This window comes from Streptomyces sp. NPDC006552 (assembly GCF_040611655.1).
GTDB lineage: Bacteria > Actinomycetota > Actinomycetes > Streptomycetales > Streptomycetaceae > Streptomyces.
In genome coordinates this window covers 156,038-172,316 of record NZ_JBEXOS010000004.1, presented here as the reverse complement: position 1 = coordinate 172,316, position 16,279 = coordinate 156,038, and the positions used below count along the sequence as shown (strand labels likewise).

Below are 16,279 nucleotides of genomic sequence, written 5' to 3'. Positions count from 1 at the left end.
ACGTTAAGAAGGAGTCCATCCCGTGACGGAAGGCACCACCTCCGCCGCTCCTGAGGCCGGCGACACCCTGACCCGCCTCGAGCAGGAGGGTGAGATCGCTGCGGACTACCTCGAGGGTCTGCTGGACATCGCCGACCTCGACGGTGACATCGACATGGACGTCGAGGCCGACCGTGCCGCCGTCTCCATCGTCAGCGACGCCGATGGCCGCGATCTGCAGAAGCTGGTCGGCCGCGACGGAGAGGTCCTCGAGGCCCTCCAGGAGCTGACCCGCCTCGCCGTGCACCGCGAGACCGGCGACCGCAGCCGTCTGATGCTGGACATCGACGGATACCGCGCCCAGAAGCGCGCTGAGCTCACCGAGCAGGGCGCCAAGGCCGCGGACGAGGTGAAGAGCACCGGTGAGCCGGTCAAGATGCAGCCGATGACGCCGTTCGAGCGCAAGGTCGTGCACGACGCCGTCAAGAGCGCCGGCCTGCGCAGCGAGTCCGAGGGCGAGGAGCCGCAGCGCTTCGTCGTCGTGCTTCCCGCCTGATCGGTACGTCGCTTCCCGGCCCCGTCTGTTCGCAGGCGGGGCCGGTCTTTGTCAGCCTGTAAGTCAGCCACCCAGCGGTAATGCGGTACGGAAGGACGGTCCCCGTGACGGAGGCAGCAGAACTCCCCCCGGCTCCGGAGCAGGCCCGGACGGTATTCGGCGAGCGCTTTACGGACGCCGTCCGGTACGCGGAGCTGCTCGCCGACGCGGGGGTGCAGCGCGGTCTCATCGGGCCCCGCGAGGTGCCGCGCCTGTGGGAGCGGCACATTCTCAACTGCGCGGTGCTCTCCGAGGTGGTCCCCGAGGCCACCACGGTCTGCGATGTGGGTTCCGGCGCGGGGCTGCCGGGTATCCCGCTGGCCCTGGTTCGTCCCGACCTCAAGATCACGCTTCTCGAGCCGCTGCTGCGCCGTACGACGTTCCTGACCGAGGTGGTCGAGCTGCTCGGGCTCGACCATGTGACGGTGGTCCGTGGTCGCGCCGAGGAGGTGCTCGGCAAGCTGACGCCCGTCCATGTCGTGACGGCCCGCGCGGTGGCGCCGCTGGACCGGCTCGCCGCATGGGGCGTGCCTCTGCTGCGCCCGTACGGCGAGATGCTGGCGCTCAAGGGCGACACGGCCGAGGAGGAGCTCAAGGGCGCGGGCGCCGCACTGAGCAAGCTCGGTGCGGTGGGGACCTCGGTCCTGCACGTCGGGGAAGGCGTGGTCGATCCGCTCTCCACGGTGGTGCGGGTGGAGGTGGGCGAGAGCCCGGGCGGTGTGCGGTTCGCCGCCAAGCGCGCCAAGGCGGCCCGGACGGGTCGTACTCGCCGCCGGCGTTGATCATCGGACCGATGCCCTGGCGCGGTGTTGCTCGCTGAGCCGATGTCCTGACGCGTATGGCTGGTCCGTCCTGCGGGCCAGTCGTACTCCACAAAAGCTGTCAAACGTATGCATGTCGGGGTGTCGCTCCGGTGTGTGCCGGGCTGCCGTGCATCGTGTTTCACGTGAAACGTCGCTCACTGCTGCATGGCATCATCAGTCGCGGCCGCGATGCGGCCGCTCCCCGCGACCGTAGACCTCTCGGATCCCTCGGTTCGGGCACGGAGTTGTCCACAGAAGGGGATTCGTCCACAGAAGACCGGGCCTCGCTGGTTCTCGACCCCGACGGCATGGGAGGCTCTGTTCATTGCGAGCCTGAAGTCGAGGAGAGTGAATCCTTGCGGTCCGACGCCAACATCGCGGGACCGATGACCGATCCGGTCCCCGGTCCCCGCACCGAGTCGGTGGGGGAGGATGTTTCACGTGAAACGCCGCCCCCGATGGACGACACACCCATCGGTCGCGCTGCCCAACTGGCAGTAGAAGCTCTTGGCCGTGCAGGCGAAGGCCTGCCACGCCCCGAGCAGACCCGCGTCATGGTGGTGGCCAACCAGAAGGGCGGCGTCGGCAAGACGACGACGACGGTCAACCTTGCTGCCTCACTCGCGCTGCATGGTGCGCGCGTCCTGGTGGTCGACCTGGACCCGCAGGGCAACGCCTCCACGGCTCTGGGTATCGACCACCACGCGGACGTGCCGTCCATCTACGACGTGTTGGTGGAGAGCAGACCGCTCTCGGAAGTGGTCCAGCCCGTCACCGACGTCGAGGGCCTGTTCTGCGCTCCGGCCACCATCGACCTTGCCGGTGCGGAGATCGAACTGGTCTCGCTGGTGGCACGGGAGAGCCGCCTCCAGCGGGCCATCCAGGCGTATGAGCAGCCGCTGGACTACATCCTCATCGACTGTCCGCCGTCCCTGGGCCTGCTGACCGTCAATGCTCTGGTCGCCGGTGCCGAGGTACTCATCCCGATCCAGTGCGAGTACTACGCGCTGGAGGGGCTCGGCCAGCTGCTGCGTAACGTGGATCTCGTGCGGGGCCATCTCAATCCCACGCTCCACGTCTCCACGATCCTGCTGACGATGTACGACGGACGCACACGGCTGGCGTCCCAGGTCGCCGACGAGGTCCGCAGCCACTTCGGCGACGAGGTCCTGCGGACGAGCATCCCCCGTTCGGTCCGCATCTCGGAGGCACCGAGCTACGGGCAGACGGTGCTGACCTACGATCCCGGGTCGAGCGGTGCGCTCTCCTACCTCGAAGCGGCGCGGGAGATGGCGCTGCGCGGGGTCGGGATCCACTACGACGCCCAGCACGCACACGCGGGCACACCACTTGACCAGCAGAGCACGCCGGAGGGTATTCAGTGAGCGATCGACGGAGGGGACTGGGCCGTGGTCTCGGCGCGCTGATCCCGGCTGCCCCCACGCCGGAGAAGGCGGCGCCGGCCAGCGCGGCCACCGGAGCTTCGGCTTCCCCTGCGGCTGTGCCGGTACTGACAGCGGAGCGCGGCGTGGCGGCGGCCAAGGTGGCGTCCCTGCCGCCCGCGCAGGTGTCCCGAGAGCCGGAAGAGCCGACCGGCAGTGCGGCGGACAGCTTCGATGCTTCCGCCGGTGCGTACTTCGCCGAGCTGCCGCTCGACTCCATCACGCCCAACCCGCGCCAGCCGCGCGATGTGTTCGACGAGGACGCGCTCGCCGAGCTCATCACGTCCATCAAGGAAGTCGGCCTGCTGCAGCCGGTCGTCGTCCGGCAGGTGGGGCCGGGCCGGTATGAGCTCATCATGGGTGAGCGTCGCTGGCGGGCCTGCCGTGAGGCGGGGCTGGAGCGTATCCCGGCCATCGTGCGCGCCACGGACGACGAGAAGCTTCTCCTGGACGCGCTCCTGGAGAACCTGCACCGTGCGCAGCTGAACCCGCTGGAGGAGGCTGCCGCCTACGACCAGCTGCTCAAGGACTTCAACTGCACGCACGATCAGCTGGCCGACCGCATCGGCCGGTCCCGCCCGCAGGTCTCCAACACGCTGCGTCTGCTGAAGCTGTCGCCGGCCGTACAGCGCCGGGTCGCCGCCGGGGTCCTCTCCGCCGGCCATGCCCGGGCGCTGCTCTCCGTCGACGACTCGGAGGAGCAGGACCGGCTGGCCCACCGCATCGTCGCCGAGGGGCTCTCGGTGCGTGCGGTCGAGGAGATCGTGACCCTGATGGGATCGCGGCCCACGAGCACCGCACGGGCGAAGGGGCCCCGGGCCGGAGGACGGGTCTCTCCGGCGCTGAACGTCCTGGCCACGCGGCTCTCGGACCGGTTCGAGACGCGGGTGAAGGTCGATCTGGGCCAGAAGAAGGGCAAGATCGTCGTCGAGTTCGCGTCGATGGACGATCTGGAGCGCATCCTCGGCACGCTCGCCCCGGGCGAAGGGCCGGTCCTGCAGAACGGTCTCTCCGAGGCCGGCGAGAGTGACGAACAGGACTGACCGTCCATAAGCGAGCAGGGAGCGGGTCGTGTCCGGTGTGTACCGGAACACGACCCGCTCTTTGCTTTCCTACGGTATCGATGGAATCGCATCGTGGTTACGATGCGATGCGAGAAGAGCGCAGTCACCTGACAGCACCGTAAGGGGAGGCGGGGTCATGCGATCGGTGAGTCGCACCGGACTGATGACCGCAGGTCTGGGACTCGGCGCGGTCGGCGGATTCGTCGGCAGCCTGCTCAGGGAACGGGGCGCTCTGACAGCCGCCCGCCTCGCCGCGGGTGGAGGAAGCGAGGATCTGCCTTCATGGGGCGTCGGCTCGTACCGCTCACGCTGGACAACCTTCCGGACCTTCCCAAGCGCTGCCGGTCGTGTGTCTTCTGGGAGCTGGACCCGGTCAGCGGTCAGGCCGCGGTAAGAGCGGGCACACCGGAGCTGGAGAAGGAGGCGTGGATCTCCGCCGTCCTCTTGGAGTGGGGGTCCTGCGGCCGCGTCGTCTACGTCGATGACGTTCCGGTCGGCTATGTGCTCTATGCCCCGCCCGCGTACGTCCCTCGGGCCACGGCGTTCCCCACCAGCCCCGTCTCCCCCGACGCCGTCCAGTTGATGACTGCCTTCATCCTGCCGGCTTATCAGGGCCAGGGACTGGGCCGCGTCATCGTGCAGACCGTCGCCAAGGATCTGCTACGCCGCGGCTTCAAGGCGATCGAGGCATTCGGCGACGCGCAATGGAAAGAGCCCGCCTGCCTGCTTCCGGCGGACCACCTGCTGGCCGTCGGCTTCAAGACCGTCCGACCGCATCCCTCGTATCCGCGGCTGCGCTTGGATCTGCGGACGACGCTCTCCTGGAAAGAGGATGTCGAGATGGCGTTGGACCGGCTGTTGGGAGCCGTGCAGAAGGAGCCGGCGCTGCGCCCGCTCTAGGGACCTGAGAAACACTGAAGGGCCGACCCAGCCGGGTCGGCCCTTCGTGTTTCACGTGAAACATCGCTGCCGTCATAGGACGGCGGCGTCGCGCACTATTCGGCGATGAAGTCCGCGAGGTCCCGCACGATGGCGGCCTTGGGCTTGGCACCGACGATGGTCTTGGCGACCTCGCCACCCTGGTAGACGTTCAGGGTCGGGATCGACATGACGCCGTACTTGGCGGCGATACCCGGGTTCTCGTCGATGTTCAGCTTGACGACCTCGATCTTGTCGCCGTACTCGGCCGAGATGGCCTCGAGCGACGGCGCGATCTGGCGGCACGGGCCGCACCAGGCCGCCCAGAAGTCGACCAGGACGGGCTTGTCGCTCTTCAGGACGTCCTCGTCGAAGGAGGCGTCCGTCACGTTCTTCAGGTTGCCGGCCACAGCGGGCTCCTCATTTCCTTGGGGGGTTGCGGGAGGGAGGTTCGGGATCAGACGTTGGCGGTCGGCGTCTTCTCGGGCTCGGCCGCTTCACCGTCGGAGAGCGCGGCGAGGAAGCGCTCGGCGTCCAGGGCGGCGGAGCAGCCGGTCCCGGCCGCCGTGATCGCCTGGCGGTAGGTGTGGTCCACGACGTCACCGGCGCCGAAGACACCGGTGAGGTTGGTCCGCGTCGACGGCGCCTGCACCTTCAGGTACCCCTCGTCGTCCAGGTCGAGCTGGCCCTTGAAGAGCTCCGTCCGCGGGTCGTGGCCGATCGCGATGAACAGGCCCGTCACCGGCAGCTCGGACGTCTCGCCGGTCTTGAGGTTGCGCAGTGTCAGTCCGGCGAGCTTCGGGTCGCCCTTGATCTCTGCGATCTCGCTGTCCCAGATGAACTTGATCTTCGGGTCGGCGAAGGCGCGCTCCTGCATCGCCTTGGAGGCGCGGAGGGTGTCGCGGCGGTGCACGATCGTCACGGACTTGGCGAAGCGGGAGAGGAAGGTCGCCTCCTCCATCGCGGTGTCGCCGCCACCGATCACGGCGATGTCCTGGTCCTTGAAGAAGAACCCGTCACACGTCGCGCACCAGGAGACGCCGCGGCCGGAGAGCGCGTCCTCGTTCGGCAGACCGAGCTTGCGGTGCTGGGACCCGGTGGTGACGATGACCGCCTTCGCACGGTGCACGGTGCCCGCGGTGTCCGTCACGGTCTTGATCTCGCCGGTCAGGTCGACGGCCACGACATCGTCGGGGACGAGCTCGGCGCCGAAACGCTCGGCCTGGCCGCGCATGTTGTCCATGAGCTCGGGGCCCATGATGCCGTCCTGGAAGCCGGGGAAGTTCTCCACCTCGGTGGTGTTCATGAGGGCGCCACCGGCGGTGACTGCGCCCTCGAACACAAGCGGCTTCAGCGACGCGCGCGCGGTGTAGAGCGCCGCCGTGTAGCCGGCGGGCCCGGAGCCGATGATGATCACGTTACGGACGTCGCTCACGGCTTGATTCCTCGTCTCTGCGGGACTGCTGCGTACTGCCGGGGGAGCCTCTTCTCTCGACTCTCACCCCACCCAACGGATCCTACGGGGCCCGCATTCCCGACGTGTCCGGGCGCACGCCGTGAGTCCGTTCGGGCGCCCGTCAGCCGCGGTCGTAGTCGTGGGTGTACAGGACCTCGCCCGCGGAGGACGCGACCTGCTTCGTGCAGGCGGAGTCCACGATGAAGGCCGTGACCCGGTGTGCCGGGTCGGTCTCGTGGGGCAGCACGACGAGGTAGACGCTCTTCCCTCCGTACCTGCCCTTCTCTGCCGCGAGGGGATCCTCATTGCGATGCGTTCCGAGCTGGACGCAGGCTGGGACGGTGGTGGCTCGCTTCGGCATCGGGACGGACTGGGGCGTCTTGGGGCCGCTGTCCTGGGTGCCGAAGGACTGTTTGCCGGTCGTCGAATCAGGAGCCACGGTCTGCGGCCCCGTACCGAGGAGCTCGGAGACCTTCGTGTCCAGGGACCCCTCAGCGAAGGTGTCCCGGGCTCCGCTCTGCTTCGCGGTCGGGGTATCGCCTCCGCCCTGCTGAAGGAGGAGCGCACCGATACCGAGGGCTGCCGCGGCCAGGACCGTCCCCAGGGCAGCGCTCGTACGCCGTCGTGTGACGCGCCTCTTGCGTCCCGGGCCTGAGGCGCCCCGAGGGCGACCCGACGGTCGTTCCGGGGAACGCGGGGCGGCATCGGAGGCGGTGGTGGCGAGCGATGTTTCACGTGAAACGGGATCGCTCGTTTCACGCGCCGCCTCCTCGGCGGCCGCTTCCCCGGGACCGGGAGCGGAGTCGTCAGAGGCAGCGGCGGCCTCGGGGGCGAGGCTGTCCAAGAGCGCCTCGGCCGCCAGGGCCGCGTCGATGCGACCGGCGATGTCCTCGGGCATGCGCGGAGGACCGGGCACCGTACCGAGCAGACCGCGGATCTCCTCCAGCGAGGCGTAGACGTCGGCGCACAGCGAACAGCCGTCGAGGTGGCGCCGGAGGTCGGTCGTACGGGACGCGGGCAGCAGACCCTCGGCCAGGTCGGAGATCTCCGCGACCTCCGGGTGCTCCGCCGTGTCGGTCGTCGATGTCACGCTCGTCCACCTCCGCCCTTCACGGCAGCAGCATCACTGGGTCCTGCCTCGTCCCGAGGCCCTGCTGCGGGTGGGACGGATGTCCCGCGCTCCCGGTTCCTTGTGGCAGGGCCGGTTTCGCCCTTTTCCTGGCTGTCGTCCCCGGTCCGCAGGTGGGTCAGCAGCGGCAGGAGCCGGGCCCTGCCGCGTGAGCAGCGGCTCTTGACGGTGCCGGCGGGGATGTCGAGTATCTGCGCGGCCTCCGCCACGGGGTAGCCCTGCATGTCGACGAGGACGAGGGCTGCCTGCTGGTCCGGCGGCAGCGACCCCAGGGCCTCCAGCAGCTCGCGGTGGAGGTCGTTGCGCTCGGCGGGGGCCTCGGCGGACTCGTGCGGCTCCAGGAGCTGGTCCAGGCGGTCGGCGTCGTCCACCGGTGAGGTCTTGCGGGAGGCCGCCTTGCGGGCCCGGTCCAGGCACGCGTTGACGGTGATGCGGTGCAGCCACGTCGTCACGGCGGACTGCCCGCGGAAGGTGTGCGCCGCGCGGTAGGCGGAGACCAGGGCGTCCTGCACCGCGTCCGCGGCTTCCTCCCGGTCGCCCAGAGTCCTCAGGGCCACGGCCCACAGCCGGTCGCGGTGGCGCCGCACGATCTCTGCGAAGGCGTCCTTGTCACCCGCCACATGGCGGGAGAGGAGGTCCTGGTCGCTCGCTTCGCCGTAGGCGTCGTCCACGGTGGAACCCCCTCCCCTGTGTCCCGCGTCCTCAGCCGGTGAACTTCACATCCGTGACGCCCTGCTTGTAACCGGCGTTGCTGAACCCATCCTTGCCCGCATGCGGCAGCGCAGTCAGCCAGACGAGCACATAGCGCGTATTGACCGGCTTGTCGGCCTTGATGCCGGCGGAGGCCGTGGTGGTCCGTGTCTTGGCCCCGATGCGCTTCAGGCCGTCGACCGAGGCCGGGGTGAGGGAGTCCGCCGCGTAGAGCGAGACGGAGGTGTGGTCACCGCCGTACCGGAGCCCTATCGAGGCGGCGGAGACGTCCTTGGCTGAGCCGAGGTCGTACACGATGCCGACGCCCGGCTTTATGACCATCTCGGGGCCGTCGAGGAACGACTTGGTCCGCCAGAAGGTCGAACTGTCGTCGTCATAGGTCTGCGCGACGTCCCCCGGCGCCTGGGCGTCGCCCTCGGCGACGTACTCCCTGGCGTCCTGGATGGTGATCGGCTTGACGGGCTTCTTGTCCTCCTTGCCGCCGCCGTCGCCATCCGTGATGTGCGTCTCTTCCGTGCCGTCGGACTTGCTGCGGTTCATCAGGGCGTCCGCGAGCTGCCAGCTGCCGAGGCCCAGCGCGGCGATCAGCAGGGCGGAGACGGCCCACTTGAGGGCCCTGCCGGTGCGGCTCTGCAGCGGGGCCGGCGGGGTCGGCACGGGCTGGGTGGGGCCGGGAGGGGTGACCCGTCCGTACGAGCCCTGCTGGTAGGTCGTCCGCTGGTACTCCGGCGGCGCGGTGAAGGCGGGCTCCGGCGGCCGGATCTTCGGCATCTCGCCGATGGCCTTCACCAGGTCCTCCGACGTGGTGCACGGGGGCTCCTGGCGGGACGCCGTCGCCCCGTCATTGGCGAGCGCGCGCATGGCGAGCTCCGCGAGACCGCGGTGGACGCCGGCCCGCACCTGGTCGGGGGCGATGAGACCGACGCCCTTGGGCAGCCCGGACAGGCCGTACGCGTCGTTCTCGTAGGGCCAGCGCTGGGTGAGCGCGGCGTACAGCAGGGCGCCGATCGCCTCGGTGTCGGTGCGCTGGGGAGTCTCGGAGGTGATCCCGCGCAGGGCGGCGTTCACGGCGAGGCCGCGGATGCGCCACTGCCCGGTGGAGGTGCGCAGCACGGCGCTGGGTGTGAGCCGCAGGTGCGCGAGGCCCTCGCGGTGGGCGGCCGCCATCGCGTAGGAGATCTGGCTGACCATCTGGTAGGCGTCGTGCGCCTCGAGGGAGCCGATCGCGAGCAGGGCCGTCAGCTCGGTGGCGTCGGGCAGCCACTCGTGCACGACGTAGACCAGGTCGTTCTCCTCGACCGCGTCCAGGACCTGGACGAAGCGCGGGTCGCCGAGCAGCGCCGACGAACGGGCCGCGGCCAGCACCGAGCGGGCCCGCGGATGGTCGGCCGGCAGCAGGTGCACGCCGACGGCGCGGCGGAGCTTCTCGTCGACCGCACGCCAGCTGCTGAAACCGTCCAGACGAGTGACGCATTCTTCGAGCCGGTAGCGCCTGGCGAGCTTGTGGCCACTGTGCAGCTCGGGCGCTGAGGGCGTGCGAGGGCTCACATGAGTCCCCGTCTCCGCGATGTCCGCGGACTCCTCACGTGTCGTGGTGTCGCGCCCGCCGGCCTCGGCCGCCCCGCCGTCCGTGGCCTGCTCCGCCTTGTCCGCCTTGGCGGTCAACGGATCGTCACCGCTGTTGTCGGCCACGTCGATGGCAGCCGTGCTCCGTTCCGCCACCGTCGTTCCAGCCTCCCCAATCGTTGCGCTCACTCCGACGCCAAAGCCAATTGTGCCCACAGTCCGACGCTATGCACGACACGCGGTGGTCGCCGATGGTTGTGCGCGCCGGTGGACCGGTCAGCGGCCAAGTCGACCGCGAACCATACCGACCATCGAATTCAGTTCCTCGATCCGCATTTTGCGGGCCGCCACGTAGAAGGAGCCCAGCAGGGCCGCTCCGCCGACGACCAGCGCCGCGATCGAGCCGACCACTCCGTGGCCGAGCACCATCGTGAGCGCGTACCCGATCCCGCCGCCGATGATCGCCGCGGGCACCGACGCCAGACAGAGCCGGGCGTACGTACGCACGACGTTCGCGCCGTCCAGGTCACCGCCGAGCCGCTTGCGCAGCCGCTGCCACGCGACACCGACGCCGATGGCATAGGCGAGACCGTAGGAGAAGGCCATGCCGACGACCGCCCAGCGGGCGGGCAGGATCACGTAGCACAGGGCCGAGGCGGCGGCGTTGATGGCGGCGACGATGACCGTGTTGTAGAAGGGGGTCCGGGTGTCCTCGTACGCGTAGAAGCCGCGCAGCACCACGTACTGCACGGAGAACGGGATGAGGCCGAGTCCGAACGCCATGAGGATGTACCCCATGGACTGGGCGGCCTCGGTGCCGCTGGAGCCGAAGAGCAGGGTGCACATCGGGACGCCGAGGGCCACGAACATGAAGGCCACCGGGACGATCGCCACGGCCGAGGTCCGCAGGCCCGAGGAGATGTCGTCGCGCACGGCACCCGGGTCGCCGTCGTGGGCCGAGCGCGAGATGCGCGGCAGCATCGCGGCCATGACCGAGACGGTGATGATGGCCTGCGGCATGCCCCAGATCAGCTGGGCGTTGGAGTAGCCGAGGATGCCGGTGCCCTTGACCGGGGACGCCTCACCCGCGGCGGTGGCGAGCTGGGTGACGACGATGACACCGGCCTGGTTCGCCAGCACGAACAGGACCGTCCACTTGGCGAGCTTCATGGCCTTGCCCAGGCCGTGGCCCTTCCAGTCGAAGCGCAGACGGAAGCGGAAGCCGGTCTCGCGCAGGTACGGGATCATCGCCAGCGCCTGCACGGTCAGCCCGAGCAGGGTGCCGATGCCGAGGAGCCGCACGCCGTCCGCGGGGATCGTCGTCACACCCATGTGGGACTCGGCGGCGGTGCCGTAGACCCAGATGAACATGCCGAACGTGAAGATCATCACGATGTTGTTCAGGACCGGGGTCCACATCATCGCGCCGAACTTGCCGCGGGCGTTGAGGATCTGGCCCATGACGACGTGCACGCCCATGAAGAAGATCGTGGGCAGGCAGTAGCGGGCGAAGGTGACGCCGACGCTGTTGGCCGCCGTGTTGCCGGAGACCGTGTTCGACATCAGCTGGATCAGCAGCGGCGCCGCGAAGACGACCACGGCGACGATCACGGCCAGGGCGACCATCACGAGGGTGAGCAGGCGGTTGGCGAACGCCTCGCCGCCGTCCTCGTCCTCCTTCATGGAGCGCACCAGTTGCGGCACGAACACCGAGTTCAGGCCGCCGCCGACGGTCAGGATGTAGATCATCGTCGGCAGCGTGTACGCGACGGTCCAGGTGTCGCCGAGAAGTCCGGCGCCGAGCGCCGCGGTGATCACCATCGTGCGGACGAAACCGGTGAGGCGGGAGACGAGCGTGCCCGCCGCCATCACCGCGCTCGACTTCATGAGACTCGACCCACGACCGCCCTTCTTGGGAGCGGCGGCCGGTGCGGGAGCGGGCGGAGGCGCCTGGAGCGGTGCCTGACCGAGGAACTGGGTCGGATCGTCGACCGGCACCTCGGACGGCGCGCGGCCCCCGCCGTAGCCGGGCTGCTGGTCGCGGAAGAGGTGGGCGAAGGCGTCCGGCTCGTGGCGCTCCTCGCCGGCCTGCGTCACCAGGTCGTCGACGCCGACGAACTGGGTCGTCCGCGCGTCGTCGCCGTACGGCAGGTACTGGGACGGGCCCTCGGGCTCCGGCGCCGGCGTCTGGGCCCACACGCGGGGATCGGGCTGGTACTGACCGGCCGGCGGCGGGGCGTACAGGGGCCCGGGGGCCTGGTAGGTGCCCGGGGGCGGCGGAGGGTGCGCGGCGCGGTCGTACAGCGCCTCGGTCACCGGGTCCTGGGCGGAGAGGTCCTGCGCCCGGTACGGGTCCTGCTGGTACGCGTCCTGGAGGTACGCGTCCTGGGGATAGGCGTCAGGGGCCTGCTGCGGCGGCGGGACCTGCCCACCGGCCCCGCGGGGGTCGGCGTACGGGCGGCCGTCGCCCGCGGCGGGACCACCCGAGCCCTGACCACGGTCACCGTCGTACGGCGCGTTCATGGATACCCCACCTCATCGTCCCCGGCCCACCGGCCACGACATCGCTCAACGGTCCACTCTCTCACCCGTGCCCGACGGGGCCGCGCTTTCCGCAGCGGTGTCCGCGGTCGGGTCACTCGGCTGCTCCGGAACGTCCGCTTGCGCGGTGGGAGCCGTCGCTTCTTGTGACTCGCCCGGCTCCGCGGCGGTTGCGCCGTCCTGCGGCTCGTCCTCGGGCGGCAGGACGGCCGCGGCGCGCTTGCGCTGGGTGTACATCCGGAAACCGGCCAGGACCAGCAGCAGGACACCGCCGCCGATGACGAGCATCACCGTCGGCGTGATCTCGGTGGCGTCGACCTGGAAGGCGATCTTCTTGCCGTAGGGCTGGTTGTCCTCGGTGAAGAGCTGAGCGTAGACGGTGATCGGTCCGGTGGCCTTGGCCGTGGTGGTGAACTTCACGGACTGGCTGTGGCCGCTGGCGATCTTCACCTCCTGCTCCTCGGAGAGGCCGTCGCCGATCTTGAGGCGGGTGCCGTTGGCCGACGTGAGGCGCAGGACGAGGTGGTCGACGTCCTGCCACAGGTTGTTCTGCACGGACACCGGGATGGTCGCGCTGCGGCCCGAGAGCCGCATTCCTGACTTGTCGATGAGGGCGACCTGGTCGGTGATGTCGGAGAGGTACGTCGAGACACCGTCGCGGAACGACTCCGCGGCGCCGGCCCTGCCCCGCCACGACGTGGACATCTCACGGTCCATCGCCCGGCCGAACGGAGTCACCACGCGGGACTGGTCGGTGAGGACGACCTTGAAGTTCTCGAGGTCGTCCTGGGTGCCCTGGATCTTCTGGAACGCCGCGCCCGACAGTTCCTGCTTCCCCAGCGAGGCGGGGTAGGACCGGGTGGAGGGAACTCGCGTGGTCGCGCCCGGGTCGGGTGTGGCTGTGGTGGCGGCCGACAGGCTCTGCGGCTGCGACCAGGTGCTGTCCTGGAGGGCGTGCAACGCCTCGGCCAGCGCGTGGGCCTGGCTGCTGGTGGGCATCCGCTGCGGGGCCACCACGACGCTGCGCTGCCGGTCCGTCTGCCGGGCGAGCATCAGACTCTGGGCGAGGAACTCCTGGACGGCCAGCGTGGAGTTCTCGGCACGGGTCATGTCGCCCTGGAACGCGGTCGACAGCCGGGCGTCGGCGACCACCGCCGTGGCACCGCCGCCGATGGGCCGCGCGGCGGACGGGGTGTAGGTAAGGCCGCCGGTCTCCCGGAAGCTGTCGCTGCGCGCGATGATCTTGTCGGCGCCGGCGGACGTGGCGACCTTGACGATGTCCGGGTCGACAGCACCCTCCGCGGGCCACGCGTAGGACGTGTCGGCCTTCACATGAAGGATCGTGTCCACGGTGGACACGGCGGCGTCCGTGGCGTCCTTGAGATGGCCGAGCGAACCGGTGACCTTGGTGCCCGAGTGCGCGAGGGACGCCAGATCCGGATCGGCGAACGGCAGTGTGACCACTTTCTGGTCCTCGACGGCCTTCTGCAGGTCGTTCAGCCACTCCTTGGCGACCGCCTGGTCCTTGCCCGACGTGAACTCCCCGTCGGCGCCCTTGATCTTGTAGGTCTCCGTCATCGCGTCGACGGAGGCCAGCAGGTCGGGGTCGAGCACCCAGGTCACGTCGAGGTCGTCGCCGAGCGCCAGCATCTGCTGCAGGCGGCCGCCCGGGGCGATCTGCCGCGCCAGGCTGTCGTCGTTGAAGACGGGCGTCTGCTGCTCGTTCGTTCCGGTCTCGGCGGTGAGGTGGGTGTCGGAGATCAGCGGCCACAGAGCCGTCGTCCTCGTCCGGTTGCCCCCACCGGCCGGCTGCCACGGCAGAAAGGTCCGCTGGATGCCGAGCGTCTGCTGGTAGGGCAGAGCGGCGGTCTGGCCCATGAGGGCCACGCTGATCTGATAGACGCCGTCGGCGCCCAGATGCAGCTCCTTCACCGGCACCGACAGCGTGTAGTCCTGCGTGGCGCCGGGCGCCAGCTTCGCGAGCTTCTGGGCGTACTTGCTCGCGACCTCTGTGCCGTCCGGCGAGCCGCCGGAGCCGCTCTTCGCGGCGTCGTCGAGTGCCGTACGCCCGTCGTAGGAGGTGCCGACCCGCAGCCCCAGGTGTGCGCCGGTGACGGCCTGCTTGCCGTTGTTCCTGACCGTGCCGCGGACCGTCAGGGTGTCCTGGGCCGTCGGCACGCTGGGCGAGAGCTGATTGACGGCCACGTCGACCGTGCTCGTGCCGCTCGCCTTGGCCGCGGCGGTCATCGGTGCGGAGGCCGCCGCCGGCGCGGCACCCGACAGCAGCGGAAGCGCGGTCAGGAGCGGCGCCGCGGCGAGCAGCACGCCGGTGCGCCGCAACAGACGGCGGGCAGGTGAGGGACTCATCCCTGGGAAGTCTGCCGCCTCGGCCACGCGCTCGTCCGTCCCTCGTCGTCGTCAGTGGTCGCAGATGTGTCCACGCATGGTAACGAGGCGCACTGTGGCTGAGTGCCCCGGTCCGCTCCACAAGATCGTGGAGCCAGGGTAGGGGGCCGCTCCGGCGGCCGCGGCACGGCCCCGGGAAACGGTTCGGTCCGGGTGCTTCGCGGCACGTACCCTGTCCTGTTGTGCCGAACGCCAATGAAGACAATCCCAGCGCCCTGAGCCAGGTGCAGCGTCTCGCCGTCAGCGAGCTGCTGCGGGTCTCGCCTGTCGCAGACGACCTCGCCCGCAGATTCCAGGAGGCCGGGTTCTCCCTCGCCCTGGTCGGCGGCTCGGTCCGGGACGCGCTGCTCGGCCGGCTCGGCAACGATCTGGACTTCACGACGGACGCCCGGCCCGAGGACGTACTGAAGATCGTCCGGCCCTGGGCCGACGCGGTCTGGGAGGTCGGGATCGCCTTCGGCACCGTCGGCTGCCAGAAGAACGCCCGCGTCGGTGACGTCGAGCAGAGTTTCCAGGTCGAGGTCACCACCTACCGGTCCGAGGCGTACGACCGCACCTCGCGCAAGCCGGAGGTGTCGTACGGGGAGTCCATCGAGGAAGACCTCGTGCGCCGCGACTTCACCGTGAACGCGATGGCCGTCGCCCTCCCCGAGAAGGACTTCATCGATCCGCACGGGGGCCTTGAGGACCTGGCGGCGCGGGTCCTGCGCACGCCGGGCACGCCCGAGGACTCGTTCTCCGATGACCCGCTGCGCATGATGCGGGCGGCGCGCTTCGCCGCGCAGCTCGACTTCGAGGTGGATGCCGGGGTCGTCGCCGCGATGACGGCCATGGCCGGCCGCATCGAGATCGTCTCGGCGGAGCGCGTGCGGGACGAGCTGAACAAGCTGCTCCTCTCCGCGCACCCGCGCAAGGGCCTGACCCTCCTCGTCGACACGGGCCTGGCCGACCACGTCCTGCCCGAGCTGCCGGCCCTGCGACTGGAGCGGGACGAGCACCACCGGCACAAGGACGTCTACGACCACTCGCTGATCGTGCTCGAACAGGCGATGGCGCTGGAGACCGACGGGCCGGATCTGACGCTGCGCCTCGCGGCTCTGCTGCACGACATCGGCAAGCCGCGGACGCGCCGCTTCGAGGCGGACGGCCGCGTCTCCTTCCACCACCACGAGGTGGTCGGCGCCAAGATGACGAAGAAGCGCATGACCGCGCTGAAGTACTCGAACGAGCTGGTGAAGGATGTCTCGCGCCTCGTCGAGCTGCACCTGCGCTTTCACGGATACGGCACCGGCGAGTGGACGGATTCCGCCGTCCGTCGCTATGTGCGGGACGCTGGTCCGCTGCTCGAACGGCTGCACAAGCTGACCCGGTCCGACTGCACGACGCGCAACAAGCGCAAGGCGAATGCTCTTTCCCGCGCTTACGACGGGCTGGAGGAGCGCGTCGCCCGGCTCCAGGAGCAGGAGGAGCTGGACTCGATCCGTCCGGACCTCGACGGCAACGAGATCATGGAGATCCTGGGGATCGGTCCCGGCCCCGCGATCGGCCAGGCGTACAAGTTCCTCCTGGAGCTGCGCCTGGAGAACGGGCCGATGGAGCAAGACGCGGCGGTCGCCGCTCTCAAGGAGTGGTGGGCGGAGCAGCCGCAGGGCTAGTACGCGAGCCAGAT

13 protein-coding genes are annotated in these 16,279 nt (G+C 69.8%); 6 read left to right on the top strand and 7 right to left on the bottom strand.

What is annotated here, in order from left to right; translation table 11 throughout:
- Positions 1-22: 22 nt before the first annotated feature.
- The 5 genes from ABZY33_RS04325 (at position 23) to ABZY33_RS04305 (ending at position 4,783) form a co-directional block, all read left to right on the top strand.
- On the top strand, positions 23-535 hold the full coding sequence (locus ABZY33_RS04325) for a R3H domain-containing nucleic acid-binding protein (protein ID WP_356489922.1): 513 nt from the start codon (positions 23-25) through the stop codon (positions 533-535).
- Positions 536-639: 104 nt separating this feature from the next.
- Entirely contained in the window at positions 640-1,356 is a 717-nt protein-coding gene (rsmG, locus tag ABZY33_RS04320) for a 16S rRNA (guanine(527)-N(7))-methyltransferase RsmG (protein WP_356489921.1), read from the top strand.
- A gap of 329 nt (positions 1,357-1,685) precedes the next feature.
- On the top strand, positions 1,686-2,762 hold the full coding sequence (locus tag ABZY33_RS04315; protein ID WP_356489955.1) for an AAA family ATPase: 1,077 nt from the start codon (positions 1,686-1,688) through the stop codon (positions 2,760-2,762).
- Positions 2,759-3,862: a ParB/RepB/Spo0J family partition protein gene (locus ABZY33_RS04310; RefSeq protein WP_356489920.1), complete on the top strand. Its 1,104-nt coding sequence runs from the start codon at positions 2,759-2,761 to the stop codon at positions 3,860-3,862. The genes ABZY33_RS04315 and ABZY33_RS04310 overlap by 4 nt, the downstream gene beginning before the upstream one ends.
- A gap of 303 nt (positions 3,863-4,165) precedes the next feature.
- Complete coding sequence (locus tag ABZY33_RS04305) at positions 4,166-4,783, top strand: GNAT family N-acetyltransferase (protein ID WP_356489919.1); 618 nt, start codon at positions 4,166-4,168, stop codon at positions 4,781-4,783.
- Between the two features lie 95 nt (positions 4,784-4,878).
- Here the strand turns inward: ABZY33_RS04305 and trxA are convergent, their stop codons facing one another.
- From trxA to ABZY33_RS04270, 7 genes are all read right to left on the bottom strand, one after another.
- Positions 4,879-5,211 (bottom strand): thioredoxin, encoded by a 333-nt coding sequence (gene trxA / locus ABZY33_RS04300; RefSeq protein WP_356489918.1) that lies wholly within the window; start codon positions 5,209-5,211, stop codon positions 4,879-4,881.
- Between the two features lie 47 nt (positions 5,212-5,258).
- Positions 5,259-6,236, bottom strand: coding sequence for a thioredoxin-disulfide reductase (gene trxB / locus ABZY33_RS04295; protein WP_356489917.1), 978 nt, complete (start codon positions 6,234-6,236; stop codon positions 5,259-5,261).
- A gap of 142 nt (positions 6,237-6,378) precedes the next feature.
- Positions 6,379-7,347 (bottom strand): hypothetical protein, encoded by a 969-nt coding sequence (locus tag ABZY33_RS04290; protein ID WP_356489916.1) that lies wholly within the window; start codon positions 7,345-7,347, stop codon positions 6,379-6,381.
- A complete protein-coding gene (gene sigM / locus ABZY33_RS04285) occupies positions 7,344-8,057 on the bottom strand; it encodes an RNA polymerase sigma factor SigM (protein WP_356489915.1) in 714 nt (237 codons plus the stop codon). The genes ABZY33_RS04290 and sigM overlap by 4 nt, the downstream gene beginning before the upstream one ends.
- 31 nt (positions 8,058-8,088) lie before the next feature.
- On the bottom strand, positions 8,089-9,819 hold the full coding sequence (locus ABZY33_RS04280) for a serine/threonine protein kinase (protein WP_356489914.1): 1,731 nt from the start codon (positions 9,817-9,819) through the stop codon (positions 8,089-8,091).
- 120 nt (positions 9,820-9,939) lie between these two features.
- Positions 9,940-12,186, bottom strand: a complete 2,247-nt coding sequence (murJ, locus tag ABZY33_RS04275; protein WP_356489913.1) for a murein biosynthesis integral membrane protein MurJ — start codon at positions 12,184-12,186, stop codon at positions 9,940-9,942.
- A gap of 45 nt (positions 12,187-12,231) precedes the next feature.
- Positions 12,232-14,571 carry a DUF6049 family protein gene (locus ABZY33_RS04270; RefSeq protein ID WP_356489912.1) on the bottom strand — a complete coding sequence of 780 codons (2,340 nt, stop codon included), beginning with the start codon at positions 14,569-14,571 and terminating at the stop codon, positions 12,232-12,234.
- 221 nt (positions 14,572-14,792) lie between these two features.
- Between ABZY33_RS04270 and ABZY33_RS04265 the strand changes: the two genes are divergently transcribed.
- A complete protein-coding gene (locus tag ABZY33_RS04265; protein WP_356489911.1) occupies positions 14,793-16,265 on the top strand; it encodes a CCA tRNA nucleotidyltransferase in 1,473 nt (490 codons plus the stop codon).
- The last annotated feature ends 14 nt before the right edge of the window (positions 16,266-16,279 follow it).